Source organism: Streptomyces sp. NPDC088197, assembly GCF_044741185.1.
Classification (GTDB): domain Bacteria; phylum Actinomycetota; class Actinomycetes; order Streptomycetales; family Streptomycetaceae; genus Actinacidiphila.
In genome coordinates, this window is sequence record NZ_JBIUSD010000018.1 from 102,413 (window position 1) to 124,986 (window position 22,574).

Annotated in this window: 19 protein-coding genes and 1 pseudogene; 5 read left to right on the plus strand and 15 right to left on the minus strand. The window is 72.0% G+C overall.

The genetic code is table 11. From position 1 onward, the window contains the following. Nucleotides 1-49 precede the first annotated feature (49 nt). On the minus strand, nucleotides 50-1,399 hold the full coding sequence (locus ACIOC1_RS30975; protein WP_401857307.1) for a diaminobutyrate--2-oxoglutarate transaminase: 1,350 nt from the start codon (nucleotides 1,397-1,399) through the stop codon (nucleotides 50-52). A 292-nt stretch (nucleotides 1,400-1,691) separates the two neighbouring features. Here ACIOC1_RS30975 and ACIOC1_RS30980 point away from each other — a divergent pair, with 292 nt between their 5' ends. Next, nucleotides 1,692-2,855 carry a trypsin-like serine peptidase gene (locus tag ACIOC1_RS30980; protein ID WP_391052229.1) on the plus strand — a complete coding sequence of 388 codons (1,164 nt, stop codon included), beginning with the start codon at nucleotides 1,692-1,694 and terminating at the stop codon, nucleotides 2,853-2,855. A 106-nt stretch (nucleotides 2,856-2,961) separates the two neighbouring features. Here ACIOC1_RS30980 and hflX read toward each other — a convergent pair whose 3' ends face one another. The 5 genes from hflX to miaA form a co-directional block, all read right to left on the minus strand. Beyond that, nucleotides 2,962-4,458, minus strand: coding sequence for a GTPase HflX (gene hflX, locus ACIOC1_RS30985; RefSeq protein WP_355338200.1), 1,497 nt, complete (start codon nucleotides 4,456-4,458; stop codon nucleotides 2,962-2,964). A gap of 341 nt (nucleotides 4,459-4,799) precedes the next feature. Further along, the gene (locus ACIOC1_RS30990) at nucleotides 4,800-6,971 is read right to left on the minus strand and encodes an HD domain-containing protein (RefSeq protein ID WP_355338197.1); all 2,172 of its coding nucleotides are present in this window, start codon (nucleotides 6,969-6,971) and stop codon (nucleotides 4,800-4,802) included. A gap of 185 nt (nucleotides 6,972-7,156) precedes the next feature. Continuing rightward, nucleotides 7,157-8,074 carry a diaminopimelate epimerase gene (gene dapF / locus ACIOC1_RS30995; protein WP_401857261.1) on the minus strand — a complete coding sequence of 306 codons (918 nt, stop codon included), beginning with the start codon at nucleotides 8,072-8,074 and terminating at the stop codon, nucleotides 7,157-7,159. A 52-nt stretch (nucleotides 8,075-8,126) separates the two neighbouring features. Next, a complete protein-coding gene (locus ACIOC1_RS31000; protein WP_355338786.1) occupies nucleotides 8,127-8,645 on the minus strand; it encodes a hypothetical protein in 519 nt (172 codons plus the stop codon). A 105-nt stretch (nucleotides 8,646-8,750) separates the two neighbouring features. Next, complete coding sequence (gene miaA, locus ACIOC1_RS31005; RefSeq protein ID WP_355338191.1) at nucleotides 8,751-9,665, minus strand: tRNA (adenosine(37)-N6)-dimethylallyltransferase MiaA; 915 nt, start codon at nucleotides 9,663-9,665, stop codon at nucleotides 8,751-8,753. Nucleotides 9,666-9,785: 120 nt separating this feature from the next. Here miaA and ACIOC1_RS31010 point away from each other — a divergent pair, with 120 nt between their 5' ends. Further along, entirely contained in the window at nucleotides 9,786-10,022 is a 237-nt protein-coding gene (locus tag ACIOC1_RS31010) for an antitoxin (RefSeq protein ID WP_401857263.1), read from the plus strand. Nucleotides 10,023-10,108: 86 nt separating this feature from the next. Here ACIOC1_RS31010 and ACIOC1_RS31015 read toward each other — a convergent pair whose 3' ends face one another. Both ACIOC1_RS31015 and miaB read right to left on the minus strand, forming a co-directional pair. Beyond that, nucleotides 10,109-10,858, minus strand: coding sequence for a hypothetical protein (locus ACIOC1_RS31015; RefSeq protein ID WP_401857265.1), 750 nt, complete (start codon nucleotides 10,856-10,858; stop codon nucleotides 10,109-10,111). 99 nt (nucleotides 10,859-10,957) lie between these two features. Then, entirely contained in the window at nucleotides 10,958-12,445 is a 1,488-nt protein-coding gene (gene miaB / locus ACIOC1_RS31020) for a tRNA (N6-isopentenyl adenosine(37)-C2)-methylthiotransferase MiaB (RefSeq protein WP_401857267.1), read from the minus strand. Nucleotides 12,446-12,557: 112 nt separating this feature from the next. Here miaB and ACIOC1_RS31025 point away from each other — a divergent pair, with 112 nt between their 5' ends. Continuing rightward, a complete protein-coding gene (locus ACIOC1_RS31025) occupies nucleotides 12,558-13,574 on the plus strand; it encodes a TAXI family TRAP transporter solute-binding subunit (RefSeq protein WP_401857269.1) in 1,017 nt (338 codons plus the stop codon). A 97-nt stretch (nucleotides 13,575-13,671) separates the two neighbouring features. Here ACIOC1_RS31025 and ACIOC1_RS31030 read toward each other — a convergent pair whose 3' ends face one another. Both ACIOC1_RS31030 and ACIOC1_RS31035 read right to left on the minus strand, forming a co-directional pair. Further along, complete coding sequence (locus tag ACIOC1_RS31030) at nucleotides 13,672-15,150, minus strand: ATP-binding protein (RefSeq protein ID WP_401857271.1); 1,479 nt, start codon at nucleotides 15,148-15,150, stop codon at nucleotides 13,672-13,674. Nucleotides 15,151-15,168: 18 nt separating this feature from the next. Beyond that, entirely contained in the window at nucleotides 15,169-15,936 is a 768-nt protein-coding gene (locus ACIOC1_RS31035; protein WP_355338173.1) for a response regulator transcription factor, read from the minus strand. A 299-nt stretch (nucleotides 15,937-16,235) separates the two neighbouring features. Between ACIOC1_RS31035 and ACIOC1_RS31040 the strand changes: the two genes are divergently transcribed. Further along, on the plus strand, nucleotides 16,236-17,942 hold the full coding sequence (locus tag ACIOC1_RS31040) for an FAD-dependent monooxygenase (RefSeq protein WP_401857273.1): 1,707 nt from the start codon (nucleotides 16,236-16,238) through the stop codon (nucleotides 17,940-17,942). A gap of 198 nt (nucleotides 17,943-18,140) precedes the next feature. Here ACIOC1_RS31040 and recX read toward each other — a convergent pair. The 3 genes and pseudogenes from recX to ACIOC1_RS31055 all read right to left on the minus strand — a co-directional run. Then, nucleotides 18,141-18,740, minus strand: a pseudogene (gene recX / locus ACIOC1_RS31045) (recombination regulator RecX); the annotation flags it as partial. Next, entirely contained in the window at nucleotides 18,697-19,830 is a 1,134-nt protein-coding gene (recA, locus tag ACIOC1_RS31050) for a recombinase RecA (RefSeq protein WP_355338167.1), read from the minus strand. The gene recA and the pseudogene recX, both read right to left, overlap by 44 nt. A 237-nt stretch (nucleotides 19,831-20,067) precedes the next feature. Beyond that, on the minus strand, nucleotides 20,068-20,262 hold the full coding sequence (locus ACIOC1_RS31055; protein ID WP_188286122.1) for a DUF3046 domain-containing protein: 195 nt from the start codon (nucleotides 20,260-20,262) through the stop codon (nucleotides 20,068-20,070). A 101-nt stretch (nucleotides 20,263-20,363) separates the two neighbouring features. Between ACIOC1_RS31055 and ACIOC1_RS31060 the strand changes: the two genes are divergently transcribed. Continuing rightward, complete coding sequence (locus tag ACIOC1_RS31060; protein ID WP_391163794.1) at nucleotides 20,364-21,266, plus strand: hypothetical protein; 903 nt, start codon at nucleotides 20,364-20,366, stop codon at nucleotides 21,264-21,266. Between the two features lie 94 nt (nucleotides 21,267-21,360). Here the strand turns inward: ACIOC1_RS31060 and ACIOC1_RS31065 are convergent, their stop codons facing one another. Both ACIOC1_RS31065 and ACIOC1_RS31070 read right to left on the minus strand, forming a co-directional pair. Beyond that, nucleotides 21,361-21,687: an AzlD domain-containing protein gene (locus ACIOC1_RS31065; RefSeq protein WP_355338161.1), complete on the minus strand. Its 327-nt coding sequence runs from the start codon at nucleotides 21,685-21,687 to the stop codon at nucleotides 21,361-21,363. Next, nucleotides 21,684-22,571 carry an AzlC family ABC transporter permease gene (locus ACIOC1_RS31070; RefSeq protein WP_401857276.1) on the minus strand — a complete coding sequence of 296 codons (888 nt, stop codon included), beginning with the start codon at nucleotides 22,569-22,571 and terminating at the stop codon, nucleotides 21,684-21,686. The genes ACIOC1_RS31065 and ACIOC1_RS31070 overlap by 4 nt, the downstream gene beginning before the upstream one ends. Between the last annotated feature and the right edge of the window lie 3 nt (nucleotides 22,572-22,574).

The following is a 22,574-nucleotide window of genomic DNA, read 5'->3' on the forward strand; positions in this document are numbered from 1 at the left end:
TCGTCGGTACCGCGCGGCGGCACGGCTTCTCGCGATCGGTCAGCCGGGGTCATGCCGGGCCGCCTCGCGTCGCGGTCCGCGCGGCGTCGATGGCGGCGGCCAGCCGGTCGAGCACGGCTTCGGCCTGTTCGTCGGTGATGGTCAGCGGCGGCAGCAGCCGGATCACGGCGCCGTGCCGTCCGCCCAGTTCGACGATGAGTCCGCGGCGCAGGGCCTCCTGCTGGACGCGGGCGGCGAGCCGGGGCGCGGCGGGAAGCGCTCCGTAGTCGTCGGGCTCGGCTTCGGTGTCGACGAGTTCGACGCCGATCATCAGACCGCGTCCTCGGACGTCGCCGATGCAGTCGTGGTGCGCGGCGAGTCCGCGCAGGCGGCTGAGCATGCGCGCGCCGACGGTCTCCGCGCGCTCGTGCAGCGCGTGCTGCCGTACGAAGCGGAGCGTGGCCGTGCCGGCGGCCATGGCCAGTTGATTGCCGCGGAAGGTGCCCGTGTGGGCGCCCGGCTGCCAGGCGTCGAGCTCTTCGCGGTAGACGATCACGGCCAGCGGGAGGCTGCCGCCGATGGCCTTGGACAGCACCATGACGTCGGGCACGATTCCGCTGCGCTCGACGGCCCAGAAGGTGCCGGTACGGCCGACGCCGGTCTGCACCTCGTCGACCACCAGCGGGATGCCGCGCGCTGCCGTGATCTCTCGCATCCTGCGCAGCCAGGTGTCGGGCGCCGGGATGACGCCGCCTTCGCCCTGCACCGGTTCGAGGAGCATCGCGGCGGGCGGCTGCACCCCGCCCTTGGGGTCGTCGAGGAGATGCGCGGTCCAGCGCGCCGAGAGCTCGGCCCCCCGGTCGCCGCCGATGCCGAACGGGCAGCGGTAGTCGTACGGGTACGGCAGACGGGTGATCCGCGCGTCCGCTTCGCCGACGGCGCCGCGGACCGCCGTGTCACCCGTAGCGGCGAGCGCGCCGGCCGTCATGCCGTGGTAGGCGCCGGAAAAGGCGAGGAGTCCGCCGCGCCCGGTGGCGATACGGGCGAGCTTGATGGCCGCCTCCACCGCGTCGGTCCCGGCGGGGCCGCAGAACTGGATGCGGCCGTGCTCGGCGAGTTGAGGCGGCAGCGTCTCGAACAGCGCGGTGGTGAAGGCGTCCTTGACCGGGGTCGCGAGGTCCAGGACGTGCAAGGGAGCGCCCGAGTCCAGGACGCCCCTGATGGCCTCCAGGACGACGGGGTGATTGTGGCCGAGAGCGAGGGTTCCCGCACCGGACAGGCAGTCGAGGTACCGGCGGCCGTCGGCGCCCTCCACGGTCATCCCGCGGGCGCGGACGGGTACCACCGGCAGGGACCGCGCATAGGTGCGCGCGGCCGATTCGCGCTGCGCCTGCCTGCGGAGAATCGCCTCCCCCGTCATGGATTCGTCGGCCGGTCCCTCGGCGGACACCTCGGCCGATGCCGCCAGTCGTTGTCCCGGCGCGCTCGAAATGGCGGCCACGTGCTCACTCCTCCGGGTCGGCGTCCAGGCAGTCGTCCCCCGTCCGTACTAACGACTGGGTGACGGCTCGATCACGGGCGGCCCGGAGACTTTCGGCGCGGAACCGGCGAACACCCCCGGCCGTCCCTCACACCAGCGGCATAGTGGTGGCCACCCCGTATCCGGGGCGGCAACTGCCGTACAGCCGAAGACATCTCAGGGGGAGCAGTCCATGTCATCCATACGAAGGCCCTTGGTGGCCGCGGCGGCGGCAGCCGTTCTCCTCGCGGGCACCGCCACCGCGTGCGGGTCGTCCGGTGACTCCGCGGACGCCAAGCCCAGTTCGTCGGTGACGGCGGGCAACAACCTCGGTCTGCCGACGTCCTTCCCTACCAGCCTCGACGACCTGAAGAAGTGGGAGCAGGCGTACAAGAAGGGCGGCTGGAAGAACTGGGACAAGGCGAAGTGGCTGCGCAAGGCGGCGGATTTCGTCAACCCGGTGATCAACGGGCTGTGGAGCGACGACCGCATGAAGGGCGCGGACCAGAGCGACAAGAAGGTGCCCACCAACGTGTCGGCCGACCAGGGCGAGAGCGACCCTGCGCCGGATCCGGTGCAGGCGAGCCGGGTCACGGCGCCCTACCACGAGGCCGCACCTGGTGTCGGAAAACTCTTCTTCGACGGGCCCAAGGGCTCGATGGTCTGCTCGGCGACGGTGGTCCGGGATCCGGCGCATCCGGGAAAGTCGAATCTGGTGTGGACGGCGGGCCACTGCGTGCACGCGGGTGCCTCCGGCGGCTGGTACCGCAACATCGCCTTCGTCCCCGCCTACAACGACACGGGCAAGAGCGCCGCGGCCCTGGAGGGCGCCTCGCGTGACGTGCTGGCGCCGTACGGCGTGTTCTGGGCCGACTGGGCCAGCACCTCCGACCAGTGGATCAGCACGGGCGCCGAGTCCGGCGGCAGCGGTTCGCCGTATGACTTCGCCGTGCTGCATGTGAAGCCGGAGGAGGGCGCGGGCGGCAAGTCGCTGGAGGAGACGGTCGGTACGGCGATGCCGGTGTGGTTCGACGCGCCGTCCGCGACGCGGATCGGGACGATGGGCGCCTGGGGCTATCCCGCGGCGCCCCCCTTCAACGGGCAGCAGATGTACGACTGCGTGGGCAAGCCGGGCCGGCTGTCGCTGAACGCCCAGGCGCCGACGGAGTACCGGATCGGCTGCACGATGACGGGTGGTTCGTCGGGCGGCGGCTGGTTCGCCAAGCGGCCGGACGGGACGACGGCACTGGTCAGCAATACGTCGATCGGGCCGGTGACGAACACCTGGCTGGCGGGGCCGCACTTGGGTTCCGAGGCGAAGAAGGTCTTCGACGGCGTGAGCCAGAAGTTCAACTAGCGGACGACGCATGGGTAAGGGGCCGCCTCCAAGGAGACGGCCCCTTACCCATGTCAGTGCGCGCGGCGGCGACCCGGCATCGAACTACCGTGGCGCCTCAGACCTGTCAGGTCCTGGCGACGAGCGTGAACGGGGCCAGTTCCGCGGCCAGTTCCTCGTGCACCCGCACCTTGAGCAGCGTGCCGTCGCCGGTGTGCTCCTCGGAGAGGACCTCACCCGCGGCGTGCACCCGGGAGACGAGACCGCCGTGCGTGTACGGCACCAGCGCCTCGACTTCCACATCGGGCCGCGGCAGTTCCTGGTCGATGATCTCCAGCAACTCGTCGATGCCCATGCCGCTGCGGGCGGAGACCGCGATGGCGTGCTTCTCGTTGCGCAGCAGACGCTGGAGGACCAGCGGGTCCGCGGCGTCCGCCTTGTTGACGACCACGATCTCGGGCACGTCCAGCGCGCCGACATCGCGGAACACCTCGCGTACTGCCGCGAGCTGCTCCTCGGGCACCGGGTGCGAGCCGTCCACCACGTGCAGGATCAGGTCGGCGTCGCCGACCTCCTCCATCGTGGACCGGAAGGCCTCGACCAGGTGGTGCGGCAGGTGCCGCACGAACCCGACGGTGTCCACCAGGGTGTAGAGCCGTCCGCTGGGGGTCTCCGCGCGGCGCACGGTCGGGTCCAGGGTGGCGAACAGCGCGTTCTCCACCAGGACGCCCGCACCGGTGAGCCGGTTGAGCAGCGAGGACTTGCCCGCGTTGGTGTATCCGGCGATGGCGACCGACGGCACCTTGTGCCGCTTGCGCTCCTGGCGCTTGAGGTCGCGGCTGGTCTTCATCTCCGCGATCTCCCGGCGCATCTTGGCCATCTTCTCGCGGATACGCCGACGGTCGGTCTCGATCTTGGTCTCACCGGGACCACGCGTCGCCATGCCGCCGCCGGACGAACCGGCGCCACCGCCACCCATCTGCCGGGACAGCGACTGACCCCAGCCGCGCAGCCTCGGCAGCATGTACTGCATCTGTGCCAGCGAGACCTGCGCCTTGCCCTCACGGGACTTGGCGTGCTGAGCGAAGATGTCGAGGATCAGCGCGGTCCTGTCGACCACCTTGACCTTGACGACGTCTTCCAGATGGATGAGCTGGCCGGGGCTCAGCTCACCGTCGCAGACGACGGTGTCGGCGCCGGTCTCCACGACGATGTCGCGCAGCTCCAGTGCCTTGCCGGATCCGATGTACGTGGCCGGGTCCGGCTTGTCGCGGCGCTGGATGACGCCGTCGAGGACGAGTGCTCCGGCGGTCTCGGCGAGCGCCGCCAGCTCGGCCAGCGAATTCTCGGCGTCGTCGACGGTCCCCGTGGTCCAGACGCCCACGAGCACCACGCGCTCCAGTCGGAGCTGCCGGTACTCGACCTCGGTGACGTCCTCGAGTTCGGTGGAGAGTCCGGCGACCCGGCGGAGCGACGCACGCTCGGAGCGGTCGAATTGGTCGCCGTCCCGGTCCTCGTCGATCTCATGACTCCAGGCGACGTCCTCTTCCATCAGGGCGTCGGCCCGAAGGCTCTCGGGGAGGCGCTGGCGGTTGTTCGAAGAGGAAGAAGAAGAGGAGGTCATTGGATCCTTTGGTCGAGCGGTCAACGGGTCGGCGGTGTTTCTGCCGTTACTACGATGGTCGCACGCCGGACACTCGCGGTCACGCGAGTTTCGCCGCGGATACCCGCGAGGGCTGTCCGCCGGCCGACAGGACCGGATCTCCGGCGGCCGTCGCCGGAATCACTCGTGTGGGTGACGATCACCCCGGAACCTACGATCTGCCACCAGACGTTCACTGGGAGTAACGATCGAAGGAGACAGTGATGACCCACTTCCCGAAGTCCCCGCAGGTGCTCACCCGGGCTTCCGCGCCGTCCTCACGAGAGTCCTCGCGCGCGTCCAAGCGTGTGTACGCCCTGGTCTCAGGGCTGCGCCGCCGTGACGGCCAGTCGCGCGCGGTAGACGTCATAGACGCCTGGCACCGACCGCATCGCCCGCATCAGCACCGCCAGCGCCTGGGGGTCGGGCAGCTCCACCGTGTACGTGTGCCGCACCCGGTGCTCCTGCGGGGGCTCCACCGCGGCCGAGACGATCCCGACGCCCTGGGCCGCGATGGCCTCGGTGAGGTCGGCGAGCAGGCGCGGGCGGCTCAGCGCCTCGGCGAGGATCGTGGCTCGGAAGCCGTTGGCGGGGCCGTCGTCGCGCCAGCGGACGGGTACGGGCGCCCGTCCCGCCGTGACCATCCGGGCGGTGCTCGGACACTCGACGCGGTGGACGGCGACGGTGCCGCCGCGGATGACGAATCCCGTGAGGCCGTCCGGAGGCACCGGCGTGCAACAGCGGGCCAGCCGTACGGTCGCGTGCGGCAGGTCGGTGACCGCCACCGGTTCGGCGGCGCGCGCCTGGCCCGCGGCGTGGGTCGGGCGTACCGCAGGGGCCGACGCCGGCTTGTCCTCGTCTGCCGTCGCCGGGTTCTGGGTCAGCCACCTGGTGATGGCGATCCGGGCGGCCGGGGTGATGGCGTGCTCCAGCCAGTCGGCGTCGGGGCCGGAGGTGGCGGAGTCGTCCATCAGGAGCTGGAGGGTGTCGCCGTCGCGCAGCCGGGTCCCCAGCGGCGCCAGCCGCCCGTTGACGCGGGCGCCGACGCACTGGTGACCGGCCTCGCCGTGCACCGCGTAGGCGGCGTCCACGCAGCTCGCCCCGGCGGCCAGCCGCATCGTGCCGATGGACTCGCCGGACTCGGTGGCGAAGACGGTGATCTCGCGGTCCTGGGCGAGGTCGTCCCGCAGAGCGGACCAGAAGGTGTCGGGGTCGGGGGCGTCGCGCTGCCACTCCAACAGCCGGGCGAGCCAGCCGGGCTGGGTCGGGTCCACCCTCCCCCAGGTCTCCGCCGCGCTCGCCCCCTGCTCGGCCTCGGCGGCCTGCGGAGTCTCCTCCACGGCGTGCGGGTCACCGAGCGCGATCACCCCGGCTTCCGCGACCCGGTGCATCCGCCGGGTGCGGACCAGGACTTCGGCGATCCGGCCGCGCTCGTCGGCGACGGCGGTGTGCAGCGACTGATACAGGTTGAACTTGGGGGCGGCGATGAAGTCCTTGAACTCCGCGATCACCGGGGTGAAACAGGTGTGCAGCTCACCGAGCACGGCATAGCAGTCGGCGTCCTCGGCGACCACGACGAGCAGGCGGCCGAAGTCGCAACTGCCGAGTTCCGCGCCGCCGCGCTTGAGCAGGACGCGGTGGACGGAGACCGCGTGCCGCGGGCGGATGGCGACCTCGGCGGCGATGTCCGCCTCGCGCAGCACCTTGCGCAGGTCCTCGGCGACAGCCGCGAGGAGGTCGGGTCCGGCGGCGTTCGCGGCGATCATGGCGCGGGTCCTGGCGTGCTCCTCGGGGTGGAGGATCGCGAAGACCAGGTCTTCGAGCTCGGTCTTCAGTGCCTGCACACCGAGGCGTTCGGCGAGCGGGATCAGCACATCGCGGGTGACCTTGGCGATCCGCACCTGCTTCTCGGGGCGCATCACCCCGAGGGTCCGCATGTTGTGCAGCCGGTCAGCGAGCTTGATCGACATCACGCGTACGTCGTTGCCGGTGGCGACGAGCATCTTGCGGAAGGTCTCAGGCTCCGCGGCGGCGCCGTAGTCGACCTTCTCCAGCTTGGTGACGCCGTCGACGAGATAGCTGACCTCCTGGCCGAACTCCTCCCGTACCTGATCGAGCGTCACATCGGTGTCCTCGACGGTGTCGTGGAGGAGGGAGGCGGTCAGGGTGGTGGTCTCCGCGCCCAGTTCGGCAAGGATCAGCGTGACCGCCAGCGGGTGGGTGATGTACGGCTCGCCGCTCTTGCGCATCTGACCGCGGTGCGAGGACTCCGCGAGCACATACGCCCGCCGCAGCGTCTCGATCGCTTCGGGGCCCGCTTCGGGGTGGCGCGCGCGGTGCACCTTGGTGAGGTGCTCGATGGCGTCGGGCACGCGGTCCCGGCCGCTGGGGCCGAGCAGCGCCGCGCGGCCGAGCCTGAGCAGGTCGATCCGGCGCAGTCCACGGCGCGGGGCCCCGGCACTGCGGTCGGCGTCCACCGCGTTGTCTGCGCTCATCGGGCACCTCCAGCAGCCTGAACCGGCTGCGGACGCTCTCCACGCCCCGTGGGGCCGCGCCGGTGATTGATGCTACCGAGCCCACCACGTGCGGCAGTCACGCTCTCGCCGAGAGTGATCCCCATCACCCGTTCGAGGGAACGTGTGCGGGAATCCCGGTCGGATACCGCCGGAAAGGTGGTGGTTCAGGCACCGGGGTCGGCGGAGGGACCGCCGCGCCAGGCCGGGTCGATGACGCCCTCGGCGACGATCACCGCGGGTCCGGTCATCTCGATCTGTCCGTCGGCGGTCTCGGTGATCACCAGTCGGCCGCCGGGAACATCGACGGTGTACGTGACCGGGCGGCCGGTGACGGCCGGGTCGGCGCCGTCGCGGCGGGCCGCGGCGACCATCACGGCGCAGGCGCCCGTGCCGCAGGAGCGGGTCTCGCCGGAACCGCGCTCGTGGACGCGCAGAGCCACGTGGCGCGGCCCGCGGTCGACGACGAATTCGACGTTGGTGCCCGCCGGGTAGGCGTCGGCGGGGGCGACCGCGGGGGCACGGAGGAGGTCACCGGCGTGGTCGAGGGTGTCGACGAAGGCGACGGCGTGCGGGTTGCCCATGTCGACGTGGAGCGCGGGCCAACTGCGGTCGCCCACGGTGACGGTGACGGCGCCCTCGGGAAGCGTGGCGCGGCCCATGCGGACCGTGATGTCGCCGGGAGTGCCGTCGTCGGCGTCCTTGGCGATGTGGACGTCGCGGACGCCGGCGCGGGTGGCGACGGACAGGTCGCCCGCGTCGGTGAGGCCGGTGCGCTGGAGGTAGCGGGCGAAGACGCGGACGCCGTTGCCGCACATCTCGGCGATGCTGCCGTCGCTGTTGCGGTAGTCCATGAACCACTCGGCCCGGTCGGAGAGTGCCGCGGCCTCGGGGTGGCAGGCGGAGCGGACCACGCGCAGCAGGCCGTCGCCGCCGATTCCGGCGCGCCGGTCGCACAGGCGGGTGACGTCGGCCGGGGACAGGTCGAGCAGACCGTCCGGGTCGGGGACGATCACGAAGTCGTTCTCGGTGCCGTGGCCCTTGAGGAAGGCGAGCGGTGCGATGTCGTGGCGCGCGTCAGTCACGTCATCGATCGTACGCGGGCGACGGAGGGGGACGGTCTGGTGGGCGGGGCCGTCAGCGCAACCGGGCGACGCGCCAGACGGCGAGCACCGCCAGCAGGGCGATCAGCGCGGTGTACCCGGCCACGTAGCGCCAGTCGACCCGGGCGCCGGAGCCGCGGGCGGGCAGGCCGGGCCAGGTGTAGCCGACCCGGCGGGCGGCCATCAGGCCCCACCCGGCGGAGCAGCAGCACAGCAGCAGGCCGAGCATGGCGACGACAGGTCCCGCGTCGCCGGATTCGAAGGCGAGGGGGAAGGCGAACATCAGCGATCCGCTCACCGCGAGGGCGATGATCGGGGCGAGTTGCCAGATCCGCAGTCGGCGCTGGGGGCGCAGCTCGCGGAAGGACTGGCCCTCCTCCATCGGCGGAAGGGGCTCGATCGCTTCCAGGGAGCCGAGGGAGTCCAGGGGCTCGAAGGGCTCCAGGGTGTTCCTCGACTCGGGGATCGCGCCATTGCGCGGAAACTCCGGGGGAATCTGGGCTTCCGCCGCGGGGTCGCGCCCGGCTGGGGTGTCGCGTGGGCCGGCTTCCATCGCCACGCGCCCTCCCGATTCTCCGACACCGTAGCTAGATGCTCGATGATGGCACGGTCGACCGGCAGGTCCGGGACGCCGGAGCGTCCCGATGCCATCACGTGATCAGGCTGTAACCGCTTCTTGGAGCAACGTCAGCGCCTGGTGCGCGAGTTCCGTGCCGCGGGCCGTGAGCCAGTGCACACGCGGGTCGCGGCGGAACCACGAGTCCTGACGGCGTGCGAAGCGCTTGGTGGCGCGTACGGTCGTGGCGCGGGCCTCGTCCTCGGTGCACTCACCGGCCAGTGCGGCGAGCACCTGTTGGTAGCCGAGCGCGCGGGAGGCCGTACGTCCTTCGCGCAGCCCCGCGGCCTCCAGGGCGCGGACCTCGTCGACCAGACCGGCCTCCCACATGCGGTCGACGCGCAGGGCGATGCGTTCGTCGAGTTCGGGCCGGGGGACGTCGACGCCGATCTGGACGGTGTCGTAGACGCCCTCGGGGCCGGGGAGGTTGGCGGCGAAGGGGCGGCCGGTGATCTCCACGACTTCGAGGGCGCGGACGATCCGGCGGCCGTTGCTGGGCAGGATGGCGCGGGCGGCCTCGGGGTCGACCGCGGCCAGCCGGGCGTGCAGGGCGCCGGAGCCGCGCATGTCGAGTTCGGCCTCCAGGCGGGCCCGGACGGCCGCGTCCGTGCCGGGGAACTCCAGGGCGTCGATCGCGGCGCGTACGTACAGGCCGGAGCCGCCGACGAGCACCGGGACGCGGCCCTCGGCGTGCAGCCGGTCGATCTCGACGCGGGCGAGGCGCTGGTAGTCGGCGACGTTGGCCGCCTGTGTCACGTCCCAGATGTCCAGCAGGTGGTGCGGCACGCCCTGGCGTTCATCCGGGCTGAGCTTGGCGGTCCCGATGTCCATACCGCGGTAGAGCTGCATGGAGTCGGCGTTGATCACCTCGCCGTCCAGGATCCGGGCCAGGGCCACGCCCAGATCGGACTTCCCGGCTGCGGTCGGGCCGACGACGGCGATCACACGGTTCTTCACGTGGCCAGTCTCGCAAACATTGGCCGCTGACCTCGATCGATTGGCGTGAAGCAGGCCAGGGCGGGCACAGGTATGGTCGGAAACAGGGCGGGGGATTCACGATGCTTGGGAAGGTGCCGCATGGGCCTCAAGGACACGTTCAAGGACAAGCTGGGCTTGGCGAAGAGCAAGGCCGGCGACTTGGCGCAGCAGCACGGCGGCAAGATCGAGTCGGGGCTGGAGAAGGCGGCGCACACCGTCGACTCCAAGACCGGCGGCAAGTACAGCGACAAGATCGGCACCGGGGTGGACAGGGCCAAGGGCGCCTTGGGCAACCTCAAGGACAAGAGCGGCAAGGACGGCGACGCGACCGCCTGAGCGCTCGCGCGGCGCCCTGCCGTAGGAGGTCCGAGTCGCGCGTCCGGGCGGGGGCTCCGGGTCAGGTATCCGCGTAGCCCTCCGGCTCAGGTCCAGGTTGCCACGGCGTAGCCCACGCCGTACGGCGCCGCCTCGTACAGCAGCTCCCCCGCCAGGCCCGCGCCCTGTGCCGCGCCCGCGAGCACCTGCCACGGCGCCCGGCCGGACACCTTCAGCGCATCGGCCAACTCCGCGTCCAGCGCGGTGAGCGCGTCGGTGTCGGCCGCCGCCAGGGCCGCGGTCACGGCCACGTCGAAGGGCTCGGCGCGCTCGTCCAGGTAGCCGGGCGCCTTGACCGTACGGCAGGCGCTGCCGTCCCCCATCACGAGCAGGGCGACGCGTCCCGCGGCCTCGGCGACAGCGCGGCCCGCGGCGGCGCAGCGCGGCTGTTCCAGTTGCTCGCCGACCCCCAGGCCCTCGACGGGTGCGGCGTGCCAGCCGCGCAGCAGCCAGGCGGCCACGGCAAGCGAGGGCGGCAATGTGCGTGCGGGCTCAGCGGCGGCCTCAGTAGCGGGCTCGGCCGTGGCGTCGGCCGCCGCGCCGGGTTCCGATCCGAGGCGGACGTCCAGCGCGACACCGAACGGCCGGAAAGAGCCCGTGGCGCCCTCGGCGAAAGCACCGCGGTGCGGCCGGTCCGCCGGACCGATCACGACCAGCCGGTCGGGCCGGGAAGCGGCCAGGACGCCGATCGCGTCGGCGCAGGAGGCCCGCAGAGCGTCGAGTTCGGGTGCGGCGCCTGCCGCCACCTCCGGGACCAGCAGCGGCGGGCAGGGACAGACGGCAGCGGCGACCAGCATGATCGAAACCTTACCGGCGCGGCCTCGCGGATAGACGGCCGTCGCCGGACAACGGCGTCGGCACGTTCGGCCGCGCACCGGTGTCCGGGACCGCGCGCGTCACTGGACGCTGCATCCGCCCAGCGACGCCGGCTCCGTCACGGCGGGCGCGCCGATCGTCGGCAGACCCAGCATCACGCCCGTGCCGGTCGCGGCCGGGGCCGCGTTGCGCCGCTCCCACGCGTCGCCCGCCCGCGTACGGCGTACGGCGGCGGCGGGCTTCTCCGCGAGCAGATGGTGCGGCGCGGCGTAGGTGATCTCGACGGTCACCATGTCTCCGGGCCTGACCGGCTCGGCCGGGCGCTCGAAGTGCACGAGGCGGTTGTCGGGCGCGCGGCCGGACAGCCGCCGGGTGGCATCGTCCTTGCGGCCCTCGCCCTCGGCGACCAGCACCTCGATGGTGCGGCCGACCTGCTTTTTGTTCTCCTCCCAGGAGATCTCCTCCTGGAGCGCGACCAGCCGCTCGTACCGCTGCTGGACGACGGCCTTAGGGATCTGGCCGTCCATCTCGGCGGCGGGGGTGCCGGGCCGCTTGGAGTACTGGAAGGTGAAGGCCTGCGCGAAACGCGCCTCGCGCACCACGTGCAGGGTCTGCTCGAAGTCCTCCTCGGTCTCGCCGGGGAAGCCCACGATGATGTCGGTGGTGATGGCGGCGTCCGGCATCGCGGCGCGCACCTTCTCGATGATCCCGAGGTAACGATCCTGCCGGTACGACCGGCGCATCGCCTTCAGCACCGTGTCGGAGCCGGACTGGAGCGGCATGTGGAGCTGGTGCATCACAGTGGGCGTCTCGGCCATGGCGGCGATGACGTCGTCGGTGAAGTCGCGCGGGTGCGGCGAGGTGAAGCGGATCCGCTCCAGGCCGTCGATGGTGCCCGCGGCGCGCAGCAGCTTGCCGAACGCCTCGCGGTCGCCGATGTCGGAGCCGTACGCGTTCACGTTCTGGCCGAGCAGGGTGACCTCGACGACGCCCTCGGAGACCAGGGCCTCGACCTCGGCGAGCACGTCGCCGGGCCTGCGGTCCTTCTCCTTGCCGCGCAGGGCGGGGACGATGCAGAAGGTGCAGGTGTTGTTGCAGCCGACGGAGACCGCGACCCAGGCGGCGTACGCGGACTCGCGGCGCGAGGGCAGCGTCGAGGGGAAGGTCTCCAGCGACTCGACGATCTCGACCTGGGCCTCTTCGGCGATCCTGGCCCGCTCCAACAGCACCGGGAGCTGCCCGATGTTGTGGGTGCCGAAGACGACGTCGACCCAGGGGGCCCGCTTCACGATGGTGTCGCGGTCCTTCTGCGCCAGGCAGCCGCCGACGGCGATCTGCATGCCGGGCCTGGCGGCCTTCTTCGGTACGAGCTGGCCGAGGTTGCCGTACAGCCGGTTGTCGGCGTTCTCCCGCACCGCGCAGGTGTTGAAGACGACGACATCCGCGCCGTCGGCGTCGGAAGGCGCGCGGACATACCCCGCGTCCTCCAGAAGGCCGGACAGCCGCTCGGAGTCGTGGACGTTCATCTGGCACCCGTAGGTGCGGACCTCGTAAGTACGCGCGCTCATAACAATCACCCAGAGTACGTGGTCGCCGGGGCCCGGCGCCCCCGCCTTCCCGGGACCGGCCGCCGCCGACCGCCCTTCCCCGATTCCCGCCCGGCTGGCAGGATCCCCATGCATGGACCTCCCCCGCCCCGTCGTACGCCTGCGCGATGCCGCGCTGGGCAGGCGGCGGCGCGTGCTCCAGGCGCTGCTGGCCGGGGTCTCCGTGCTCGCCCTCCTGCTGTGGTGGCTGCTGCCGAACGCGGGGCCTTCGTATCCGCGGGCGCCGATGTCGCTGGCCACCGGGGTCGCCAGCGGGGTGTACGAAAAGTACGGGCTGCTCCTCAAGGGCGATCTGCACACCGCGCTGCCGGGAGTGCGGGTCAATCTCGTGCACACCGAGGGCTCGGTCGACAACATCAAGCGGGTGGCGTCAGGACGGGCGGACTTCACCATCGCCGCGGCCGACGCCGTCGCCGATTACAACGGTCCAGGCAAGGACCAGTTGCGCGCCTGCGCCCGGCTCTACGACGACTACATGCAGCTTGTCGTACCGAGCGATTCCACGGTGCGGTCCGCGCGCGATCTGCGCGGGCTGCGGGTCGGGGTCGGCCAGGCGGACTCCGGGGTCAATCTGATCACCAGGCGGCTGTTCGCGGCGGCGGGCCTGGACATCACCAAGGATGTGGACGCGATACCGGTCGGCATCGACCAGGCGCCCGCGATGCTGCGCGACAAGCAGCTGGACGCGTTCTTCTGGTCGGGCGGGCTGCCGACCGCCGCCGTGGCCGAGATGGCGCACTCCTCGCCGGGCATCAAGCTCGTCCAACTCGGCGACCTGGTGGCGAAGCTGCATTCCATGGGACCGCAGATGTCGTACTACCGGCAGGCCGTGATGCCCGCCGACGCGTATCCGCAGGCGCAGAAGGGGCAGGCGATCGCCACCATCGCCGTCGCCAATCTGCTGGTCACCACGGACCGCGCGAACACCGGCCTGGTCGAACGGCTCACCCGTGCGGTGATCGACAGCCGGGACGCGATCGGCAAGGAGGTGCACGCCGCGCAATTGGTGGACCTGCGGACCGCGGTGTTCACCGATCCGCTGCCGCTGCATGTCGGCGCGGAGCGGTACTACCGGTCGGTGAAGCCGTAGCGGGTGCTCCGCCGCGACCTCGGCCGCGCCGCGCGCTCACCCCGCCGCGCACTCCGTGGTCATGATCAGACGGTCGTACGATCCGACAACCGGACGGTCACACCCCGACCGGCGCCGTCCTCGGCACCGTCAGGATGACCTCCAGGCCGTGCGGATCGCGCCGCCCGTAACTGATGGCGCCGCCGCCCTGGCTCAGCAGAGCGCGGGCGATGGACAGGCCGAGGCCGGAGCCGTGCACATTCTGGTGGCGGGCGCTGCGCCAGAAACGATCGCCGATCCTGGCGAGTTCCTCGTCCGTCAGACCGGGGCCGCTGTCGGCGACGGAGATCGCGGTGCGCTGGTCGTCCGCCGCCACGCGCACATGGACGGCCTCGCCGCGCGGGGTGAATTTGATCGCGTTGTCGATCACCGCGTCCAAGGCGCTGGACAGCGCGACCGCGTCGGCCCACCCGGTCACCTTGAGCGCCGCCCGCTCCTCCGCGCTCTCCCCCGCGCTCTCACCTCCCCGGTCCTCCGAGTCCTCCCCCTCCACCGTGAACTCCACGGAGATTCCCGCCTGGTCGGCGACGGGTCTCCAGGCCGCCGAGCGGGTACGGGCGAGCGCGGCGAGATCGGTGACGGCCAGATGACTGCCGGAGCGTTCGGCGAGCGCCAGGCCCAGCAGGTCGTCGAGCACCTGGGCGAGCCGGTGCCCCTCCTCCTTCACCGCCTCGGCCTCGTCGTGGCCGTCGGGCAGTTCCAGGCCGAGCAATTCGATCCGCAGCAGCAGTGCGGCGAGCGGATTGCGCAACTGATGCGACGCGTCCGCCACGAAGGCCCGCTGCTGGTCGAGGACTTCCTCGACGTTGTCGGCCATCTCGTTGAACGAACGGACCAGGCGGCGGAGTTCCGGCGGGCCGCCCGCCGTTCCGACACGCGACTTCATCCGGCCGGTCGCGATGTCGTGGGTGACGCGGTCCAAGGTGGCGACCGGAAGCAGCACCCAGGCGGTCAGGCGGACGGCGAAGAGCACGGCGATGGCCATCGCCGCCAACTCCCCGGCCGCCAGCAGCAGCCAGCCGTGCAGGATGCGGGAGCGCAGCGCGCCGGTCGGCGAATCGGTCACGACGACGGCGACGACGTCCCCGTCCCGGACGATCGGCGAGGCGATGGCGAGTTTGCGGGTCTGCCACGGCCACACCTGGCGGGGGTCGTGGGTGCGGCGGCCGAGCAGCGCCGAGTTGTAGGCGTCGAACAGCTCGCCCTCGTCCGGCACCTTCCAGTCGGCGGGCGCGGCCGCCATCGCGGTGCGGTCGCGGTAGAAGACTCCGGCGTCGATGCCGTACAGCTCTTTGTAGCGGGTGAGTTCGGTGCGCAGGGTGTGCAGCCGCTCGTCGTCGGCGCTGTCCACGGCGGTCTGTTCGTCCCGCGCGGTGACGTACTGCGCGAGCGCCGCGAAGCGCGTGGTGTCGTCGATGCGGTCGACCACGACGCGCTGCTGCTGGGACGCGGCCTGGCTGGCGGCCAGCGGGAAGCCGAGGGCCAGCAGGACACCGGCCATCAGCACGATGAGCAGCGGGAGCAGGCGGGAGCGCAAGGTGGTGGCCTCGACGGGTCAGCCGACGGGGACGACGAGCCGGTATCCGACCCCGCGCACCGTCTCGATCATCGCCGGGGTCCGCAGCTTGGAGCGCAGGGACGCCACATGGACCTCAAGGGTGCGACCCGTACCCTCCCACGCGGTGCGCCACACCTCGCTGATGATCTGCTCCCTGCGGAAGACGACACCCGGCCGCTTGGCGAGCAGCGACAGCAGATCGAACTCCTTGCGGGTGAGGGCGATCAGATCGCCCTCCACGGTGACGCGGCGGGTGGACAGTTCGATGGTGACCGTGCCGAGCAGCAGTTTGGCGCTCTCCTGCGGGCCGGTCTCGCCGGTCCGCGCGGCGGCCAGCACTCCGGTGCCCGCGACGGTCGCGCCGGTGGCCGTCGGCCCGGCGGCGCCTTGCGCGTTCAGCGGCGGGCGGCGGCTCACGGCGTGGATCCGCGCCAGCAGTTCGCCCGTGTCGTACGGCTTCACCACGTAGTCGTCCGCGCCCAGGTTGAGGCCGTGGATCCGGGAGCGTACGTCGGCCCGCGCGGTCACCATGATCACCGGGGTCGCGGTACGGCGGCGTATCCGGCTGCACACCTCGAAACCGTCCTGGTCGGGCAGCCCCAGGTCGAGCAGGACACAGTCGTACGCGGGGCCGTCGCCGGGCAACAGCGCCTGGATCGCCTCCTCGCCACTGCGGGCGTGCCGCACGTCGAAGCCGTGCTTGCCGAGGACCGCGGAGAGGGCGGAGGCGACCCTGTCGTCGTCCTCCACGAGGAGCAGTCGCATCGTCAACCTCCCTGTTCATCCGGTCTTATGATCATTTCGGCTGATCGTGTTGTTCGTGTGCGGTAGCGGTACCTGTGGACCGAATCCACGCCGATCGGCACGGGGTGCGTCAAGGCCCTACCGGCTCGCGCGGTGGACCGTTACCGACCCGGTACGCACCGGAGGTGCCCGAGGGCGCGCACGGGACACGGAGGGCGCGTGGAGCGGCGCACCGCGCCGAGGCGGGACCGTCGCTTGACGTGGGAAGGCGCAGTGGGTTGCATACGCTTTGTGACCGCACTTCTTCCGGGGGCCTCTCCATGGACCCGGTGATCGTCGCGGGGGCGGGTCCCGTGGGCCTGGCCCTCGCCCTCGCTCTGGCCCGCCGCGACGTCCCCGTCATCGTCCTCGACGAGGCGGAGGCACTGACCGATGCTGACGGGTTACGGCGCCCACGCACCGCGGTCCTCGGCCCCGACACGGTCGCGTTCGTCGAACGGCTCGGCTACGCCGGTGTCCGCGGCGACGGAGCCTCCTGGTCGGCCTGGCGCACATTGCGCCGTCGTACGGAAGTGCTGCGCGTCGAATTCGGACCGGAGGACTCCCCCACGCACATCGCGCAGCACCAATTGGAGCGCGGCCTGCGCGACGCGCTGCTCGCCTGCGGGTCGGTGCGAATCGTGCCGGGCTGCCGGGTGGACGCGTTCGAGCAGGACGGTCTCGGGATCACCGTGCACACCCGCGGGTCGCACGACACCTGGTGGCGCGGCAGTTTCCTGGTCGGCTGCGACGGTCCCCGTTCGACGGTCCGCAAGCTGACGGGCGTACGTTTCCCCGGCCGCACCGCCGTCGACCGGCACGCGGTGGCGGTGATCCGCGCGGAACTCCCCGAACCGGGTGTGGCGTTGCTGCACCGCGACCCGCCGGGGGCGCCCGCGGGCCAGGAGGTGACGGCCCGTCCGTTGCCGGACGGCCTGTGGCGGCTGGACTGGCTGCTGCCCCCGCAGGGACGGCTGCTCACGTCCGACGCGCTGGTGGAACGGCTGCGGTCCACGCTCACCGCCTGGTGCGGCAGCGTCGTCCCGTACGAACTCGTCGGCTCGGCCGACTATCCGGTGCACCAGCGGCTGGCCAGGCGCTGGCGCAGGGGGCGGGTCTTCCTCGCGGGGGACGCCGCACACCTGATGGGCGCGCTCGGCGCGCAGAGCGTCGAGGAGGGGCTGCGGGACGCGGAGAATCTGTCCTGGAAGCTCTCGCTGGCCTGGCACGACGGCGCGTCGAAGATACTGCTGAACAGCTACGAGGCGGAGCGGCGCGGCGCGGTCGGCGCCCGGTTGCGCGCCACCGACCAGGCGCTTCCGCTGCTGCGGGCCAGTGGCGCGTGGCAGACGGTACGGCACGCGGTGCTGTCGGGCTCGGCGCGCGGCCAGGCGGAGCTGCTGACCGACAGCCATCTCGGCCGGGGGTCCGCCGCCGCGTCCTCGGTCTACGGGCGCTCGCCGCTCGCGCTGCCCGCGCCGCGCTCCGGTGGCGGCAAGTCCGGGCCGTCGCCGCTGGTCGCCGGGTGCGACACGCCGCCGGGCGGTGCGGTGACCGATGTGTCGGTGACCGCGCTCGACGGCACCGTCGGACGGCTGCGGGACCGGCTCGGCCGGGGGTTGATCGTGGTGCTGATCGCGCCGGGTACGGGGGTGTGGGACAGCCGTCACTGGCTGACCGCCGGGCTCATGCCCCGGCTCGCCTCCGCGGTCGCCGCGCTGCCGACCCGCGCGGAGTTGGTCGTCGCCGAGACGTATCCGGGGGCGACCGCGCACAGTGTGCTGCTGATCCGGCCGGACGGGCGCCTGGTCACGGCGATGGTGGGCTGCCGCCCCGCGGAGCTGTACTCGTACGCCGACCTGGCCCGCGGCGGTCCGCCGGTGCCGGCGGGCAGCGAAGGTACGGAGCCGGACTCCGACGACGGTGACGGTGAAGGCGGCGGGCCCGGCGGCGCGGCGGGCACGCGGGTCAGCGGGCACACCCGGTAGCAGCCGGGCCGGGCACGCCCTGCCGGACGGTCACCGTCAGCCCGCCGGGGCTGCCGGTCACCGGCACCGTCTCCCTTGGCGGATGGTCCCGGTGCCGGACGGCGGGGCGGTTTTCGGAGGCCCTGGCGGCAGGGCGACGTCCGGTGGCGGGGCCTTCGTACTCCCTCGCCTTCCAGGATTCCGCCGTCCTCGCCGCCGTCACTCCCAGGGCTCCTCTTCGACGCCCTCGGCGGCGAGCGCTTCCCGGACCACCCGGAGGGCCAGGCCCTCGGAGTAGCCCTTGCGGGCGAGCATGCCCGCGACGCGGCGGATCCGCTTGTCGCGGTCCAGCCCGCGGGTGCCCGGCAGCCTGCGGCGTACCAGCTCGCGGGCGGTCTGCTCCTCCTGGTCGTGGTCGAGCAGTCCGACCGCTTCGTTCACCAGCTCCGCATCCACTCCGCGGTGGCGGAGCTCCTGTGCGAGGGCACGGCGGGCGAGACCCCGGCCGCGGTGCCGGGACTCCACCCAGGAGTTGGCGAACGCCTGGTCGTCGATCAGCCCCACGTCCTGGAAGCGTTCCAGGACGTGCTCGGCGACCTCGTCCGGGATCTCGCGCTTGCGCAGGGCGTCGGCGAGCTGCCTGCGGGTGCGGGGCGTCCCGGTGAGCAGGCGCAGGCACAGCGCCCGCGCCTGCTCCTCGGGATCGAGCGGCGGCTCTCGCGAGGCCCTCGACTCGGAAGAGCCGCCGCGCTCAGGGGACCTGCGCGCCACGGCGTCAGGCCTTGGCGGCGGTCGCCTTGGTCGCCTTCGCGCCCTTGGGCGCGGGGACCTCGGCCTTGGGCGCGTCGGTCTTGGCCACGGCCGCGGGTCCTGCCGCGTCCGCCCCGGGCTGTGCGCCCGGCGCCTCGACCTTCGGCACGCCGACGCCGAGCTTCTCCTTGATCTTCTTCTCGATCTCGTCCGACAGGTCGGGGTTGTCCTTCAGGAAATTGCGCGCATTTTCCTTGCCCTGACCGAGCTGGTCGCCCTCGTACGTGTACCAGGCGCCGGACTTGCGGACGAAGCCGTGCTCGACGCCCATGTCGATCAGGCCGCCCTCACGGCTGATGCCGTGGCCGTAGAGGATGTCGAACTCGGCCTGCTTGAAGGGCGGCGCGACCTTGTTCTTGACGACCTTGACGCGGGTACGGTTGCCGACCGCCTCGGTGCCGTCCTTGAGGGTCTCGATCCGGCGGATGTCGAGCCGGACGGAGGCGTAGAACTTCAGCGCGCGGCCACCGGTGGTGGTCTCCGGCGAGCCGAACATCACACCGATCTTCTCGCGGAGCTGGTTGATGAAGATGCAGGTGGTCTTGGTCTGGTTGAGCGCGCTGGTGATCTTGCGCAGGGCCTGGCTCATCAGGCGGGCCTGGAGACCCACGTGCGAGTCGCCCATCTCGCCCTCGATCTCGGCCCGTGGCACGAGGGCTGCCACGGAGTCGACCACGATGAGGTCGAGAGCGCCGGAGCGGACCAGCATGTCCACGATCTCCAGCGCCTGCTCGCCGGTGTCCGGCTGGGACAGGATCAGATTGTCCGTGTCGACGCCGAGCGCCTTGGCGTAGTCGGGGTCCAGCGCGTGCTCGGCGTCCACGAACGCCACCGTGCCGCCCGCCCGCTGGGCGTTGGCCACCGCGTGCAGGGTGAGGGTCGTCTTACCGGAGGACTCCGGGCCGTAGACCTCCACCACTCGGCCGCGCGGCAGGCCGCCGACGCCGAGTGCCACGTCAAGAGCGGTCGATCCGGTGGGGATGACTTCGATGGGTTCGTTCGGCCGGTCGCCCAGGCGCATGACCGCGCCCTTGCCGAACTGCCGTTCAATCTGCGCGAGCGCGGCGTCGAGCGCCTTCTCGCGGTCGTTTCCTGCCATGGGCTCCACCCGGGATGTCTGGTTCGATCGCTTCACGTCCACGACGCTAGCGCCTGGCACTGACAACGCGCCCGGCCGTCGCCCCGTGCTGTGGATAACTCCGGCGGAAACACGCTTCGTCACCACGGAAATCCACCCGGCACAAGCCATAAGAATGGATGTTCGAATTTGATGTCAAGCGACCCGCCGGGGGTGTCGGGCCGCTCCTGAATCCGTCGCTCCGCTCGCGACGCCGCGTCAGCGCTTGGCGGCGGGCACGTCCATCGAGGCGCACACCGCGCGCCAGACGTCCTTGGCCTCCCAGCCGTCGTCCAGCGCCTGATGCACCGTACGGCCGCCCAATTCGGCCATCACATGGTCCCGCGCGAAGGAATCGGCGTACGCGTCGCCGAAGTGCGCGCGCATCCGCTCCCAGAAAATCGTCAACCGCATGACTGCCAGTATCCCGCGCCCGCACGCGTACCGTCACACAGCCGGGTGGCTCCTCGGCTCGGCCGTGTTCCAGGCCGCCGCGCACGCCCTAGGGTGCGCGCATGCCAGCAACCCCGCTAGGTCGCGCCGAGCAGTTCGTGTGGCTCACCGCCCGTGTGCTCGAGCAGCGCAGGTTCGCCTTCCACTTCCTCGACGGCGACGGCGACGCGGTCGAGACCGCGCTCGACGCGTACCGCAATGACGACGCCGGATACGGCCACGCGCTGGAGCCCGACCTGCGCGGCCCGGTGAGCCAGCCGCTGCACGTGGCGTACGCGCTGCGGGTGCTGGACGAGATCGACCGGTGCAGGGGCGGCAGGGCCGAGCGCATCTGCCGCTATCTGACGGCGTGCTCGACGGCGGAGGGCGCGCTGCCCGCGGTCGACGCGTCCTTGCGCGGCTATCCGTACGCGCCCTGGATGCGGATCTCCGACGACCCGCCCGGTGACCTGCTCGCCACCGGGCCCGTGGTGGGGCTGCTGCGCCGCAACGAGGTGTGGCACGCGTGGCTGTTCAGGTCGACGGACTTCTGCTGGGCGGCGATCGACGCCCTGGACCGGACGCATCCCTACGAGGTGCTGGCCTCGCTGGCGTTCCTGGCCTCGGCGCAGGACCGGCCGCGTGCGCAGGGCGCGGTGGAGCGGCTGGGACGACTGGTGCGAGAGCAGGGTCTGGCGCTGCTGGAGCCCGAGCGCGCCGGGCGGGTCGCGCCGCCGACCGGATACGCGCCGGGCGAACACCACTTCGCCCACGACTTCGCGCCCTCCCCCGACTCGGCCGCCCGGTCGTGGTTCACCGACACCGAGATGGAACGGTCGCTGGACCATCTCGCGGGGCAGCAGGGCGACGACGGCGGCTGGCCGATCACCTGGCGCGAGTGGGCGCCGGGCTCCGCCCTCGAAGGGCGGCCCATGGTGACGATCGAGGCGCTGCGGACGCTGCGCGCGTACGGCCGTCTGGGCTGACGGCGAGGCCGCGCGGGTAAGGGGCGCTGATCCAGGTGCCCGGTCCTTACGCCGGTGACCGGGCACCGGATGTCGCGGAGGACCGGCCCGTGGCTCACATGCCGGAAACGGCCCGTACGGCCGCGGTCACGACGACGGCCGCGGCCACCACCACGAGGAAGGGCGCCCGCAGCAGGAGGGCGACGGCCGCTGCCGCGAGCCCGGCCGAGCGCGCGTCCACGGCCAGCCGCAGTCCGCTGGTGCCGAAGGTCTGGAGGGCGGTGAGCGCGGCGAGGAGCGCGATGGGCACGAGCGCGGCGAGGCGCTTGACCACGGGGCGTTCCAGCAATCCCGCCGGTACGGACAGGCCCAGCAGTTTGACCGCGTAGCAGCCGAGGGCCGTCACGATGACGGCGATCCAGGTACTCGCTCCTGTGCTCATTCCGCTGTCTCTCCCTCTTCGCGTGCCGGTGCCGATGCCGATGCCCGTGCTGGTGCCTTTGCTGGTGCCTGTGCTGGTGCCTGTGCTGGTGCCCGTTCCGGCTTCCGTACGGTTCCTGACGCGTCCTCTCCGGTGCGCTTCGCGCGGGTGACGGCCAGGACGAGGGGCGCTGCCAGGGCGGCGACCAGGACCGGGACTCCGGCGGGCAGGAGTGGCAGGCAGACAAGGCCGAGGAGGACGGCGACCGCGGCGACCGCCCGTTCGGCGCGCCCCTTGACCATGGGGGCGAGGAGCGCGAGGAAGACGGCGGGGCCTGCCGCGTCCAGCCCCCAGGAAGCGGGGTCGCCGAGCGCCGAGGCGCCCAGGGCGCCGATGAGGGTGGTCAGATTCCACAGGGCGTAGAGGCTGCCTCCAGTGACGGTGAAGCCCAGCCGCGCGGAGGCGCGGTCCGTCTGCGCCAGCGCGACCGCGGAGGTCTCGTCGATGACCCACTGCGCGGCCAGCGGCCGTATCGCGGCGGGCAGGCGGAGGAGTTGGGAGAGCCGGAGCCCGTAGAAGGCGTTGCGGGTGCCGAGGAAGAAGGCTCCCGCGGCTGCCGCGAAGGGGTTGCCGCCCGCCCCCAGGGCGCTGACCAGGGCGAATTGCGACGCTCCGGTGAACACCAGCAGGGACAGGGCGCAGGTCTGGGCGAGTGCGAGCCCGGCTCCGGCGGAGGTCACGCCGAAGGCGAAGCCGGAGAGCCCGACGGCGACGCCCACCCCGAGGGCGTCGCGGACGACCTGGGCGCGCGCGGAGCGTGGCTGCCGGTCCGCCGGCCCGGTGGATTCTCTGCGGTCGGCGGATTCCGCGGGTTCTGTGGCTATCGGATGTCCCGTCACCCGCATGAG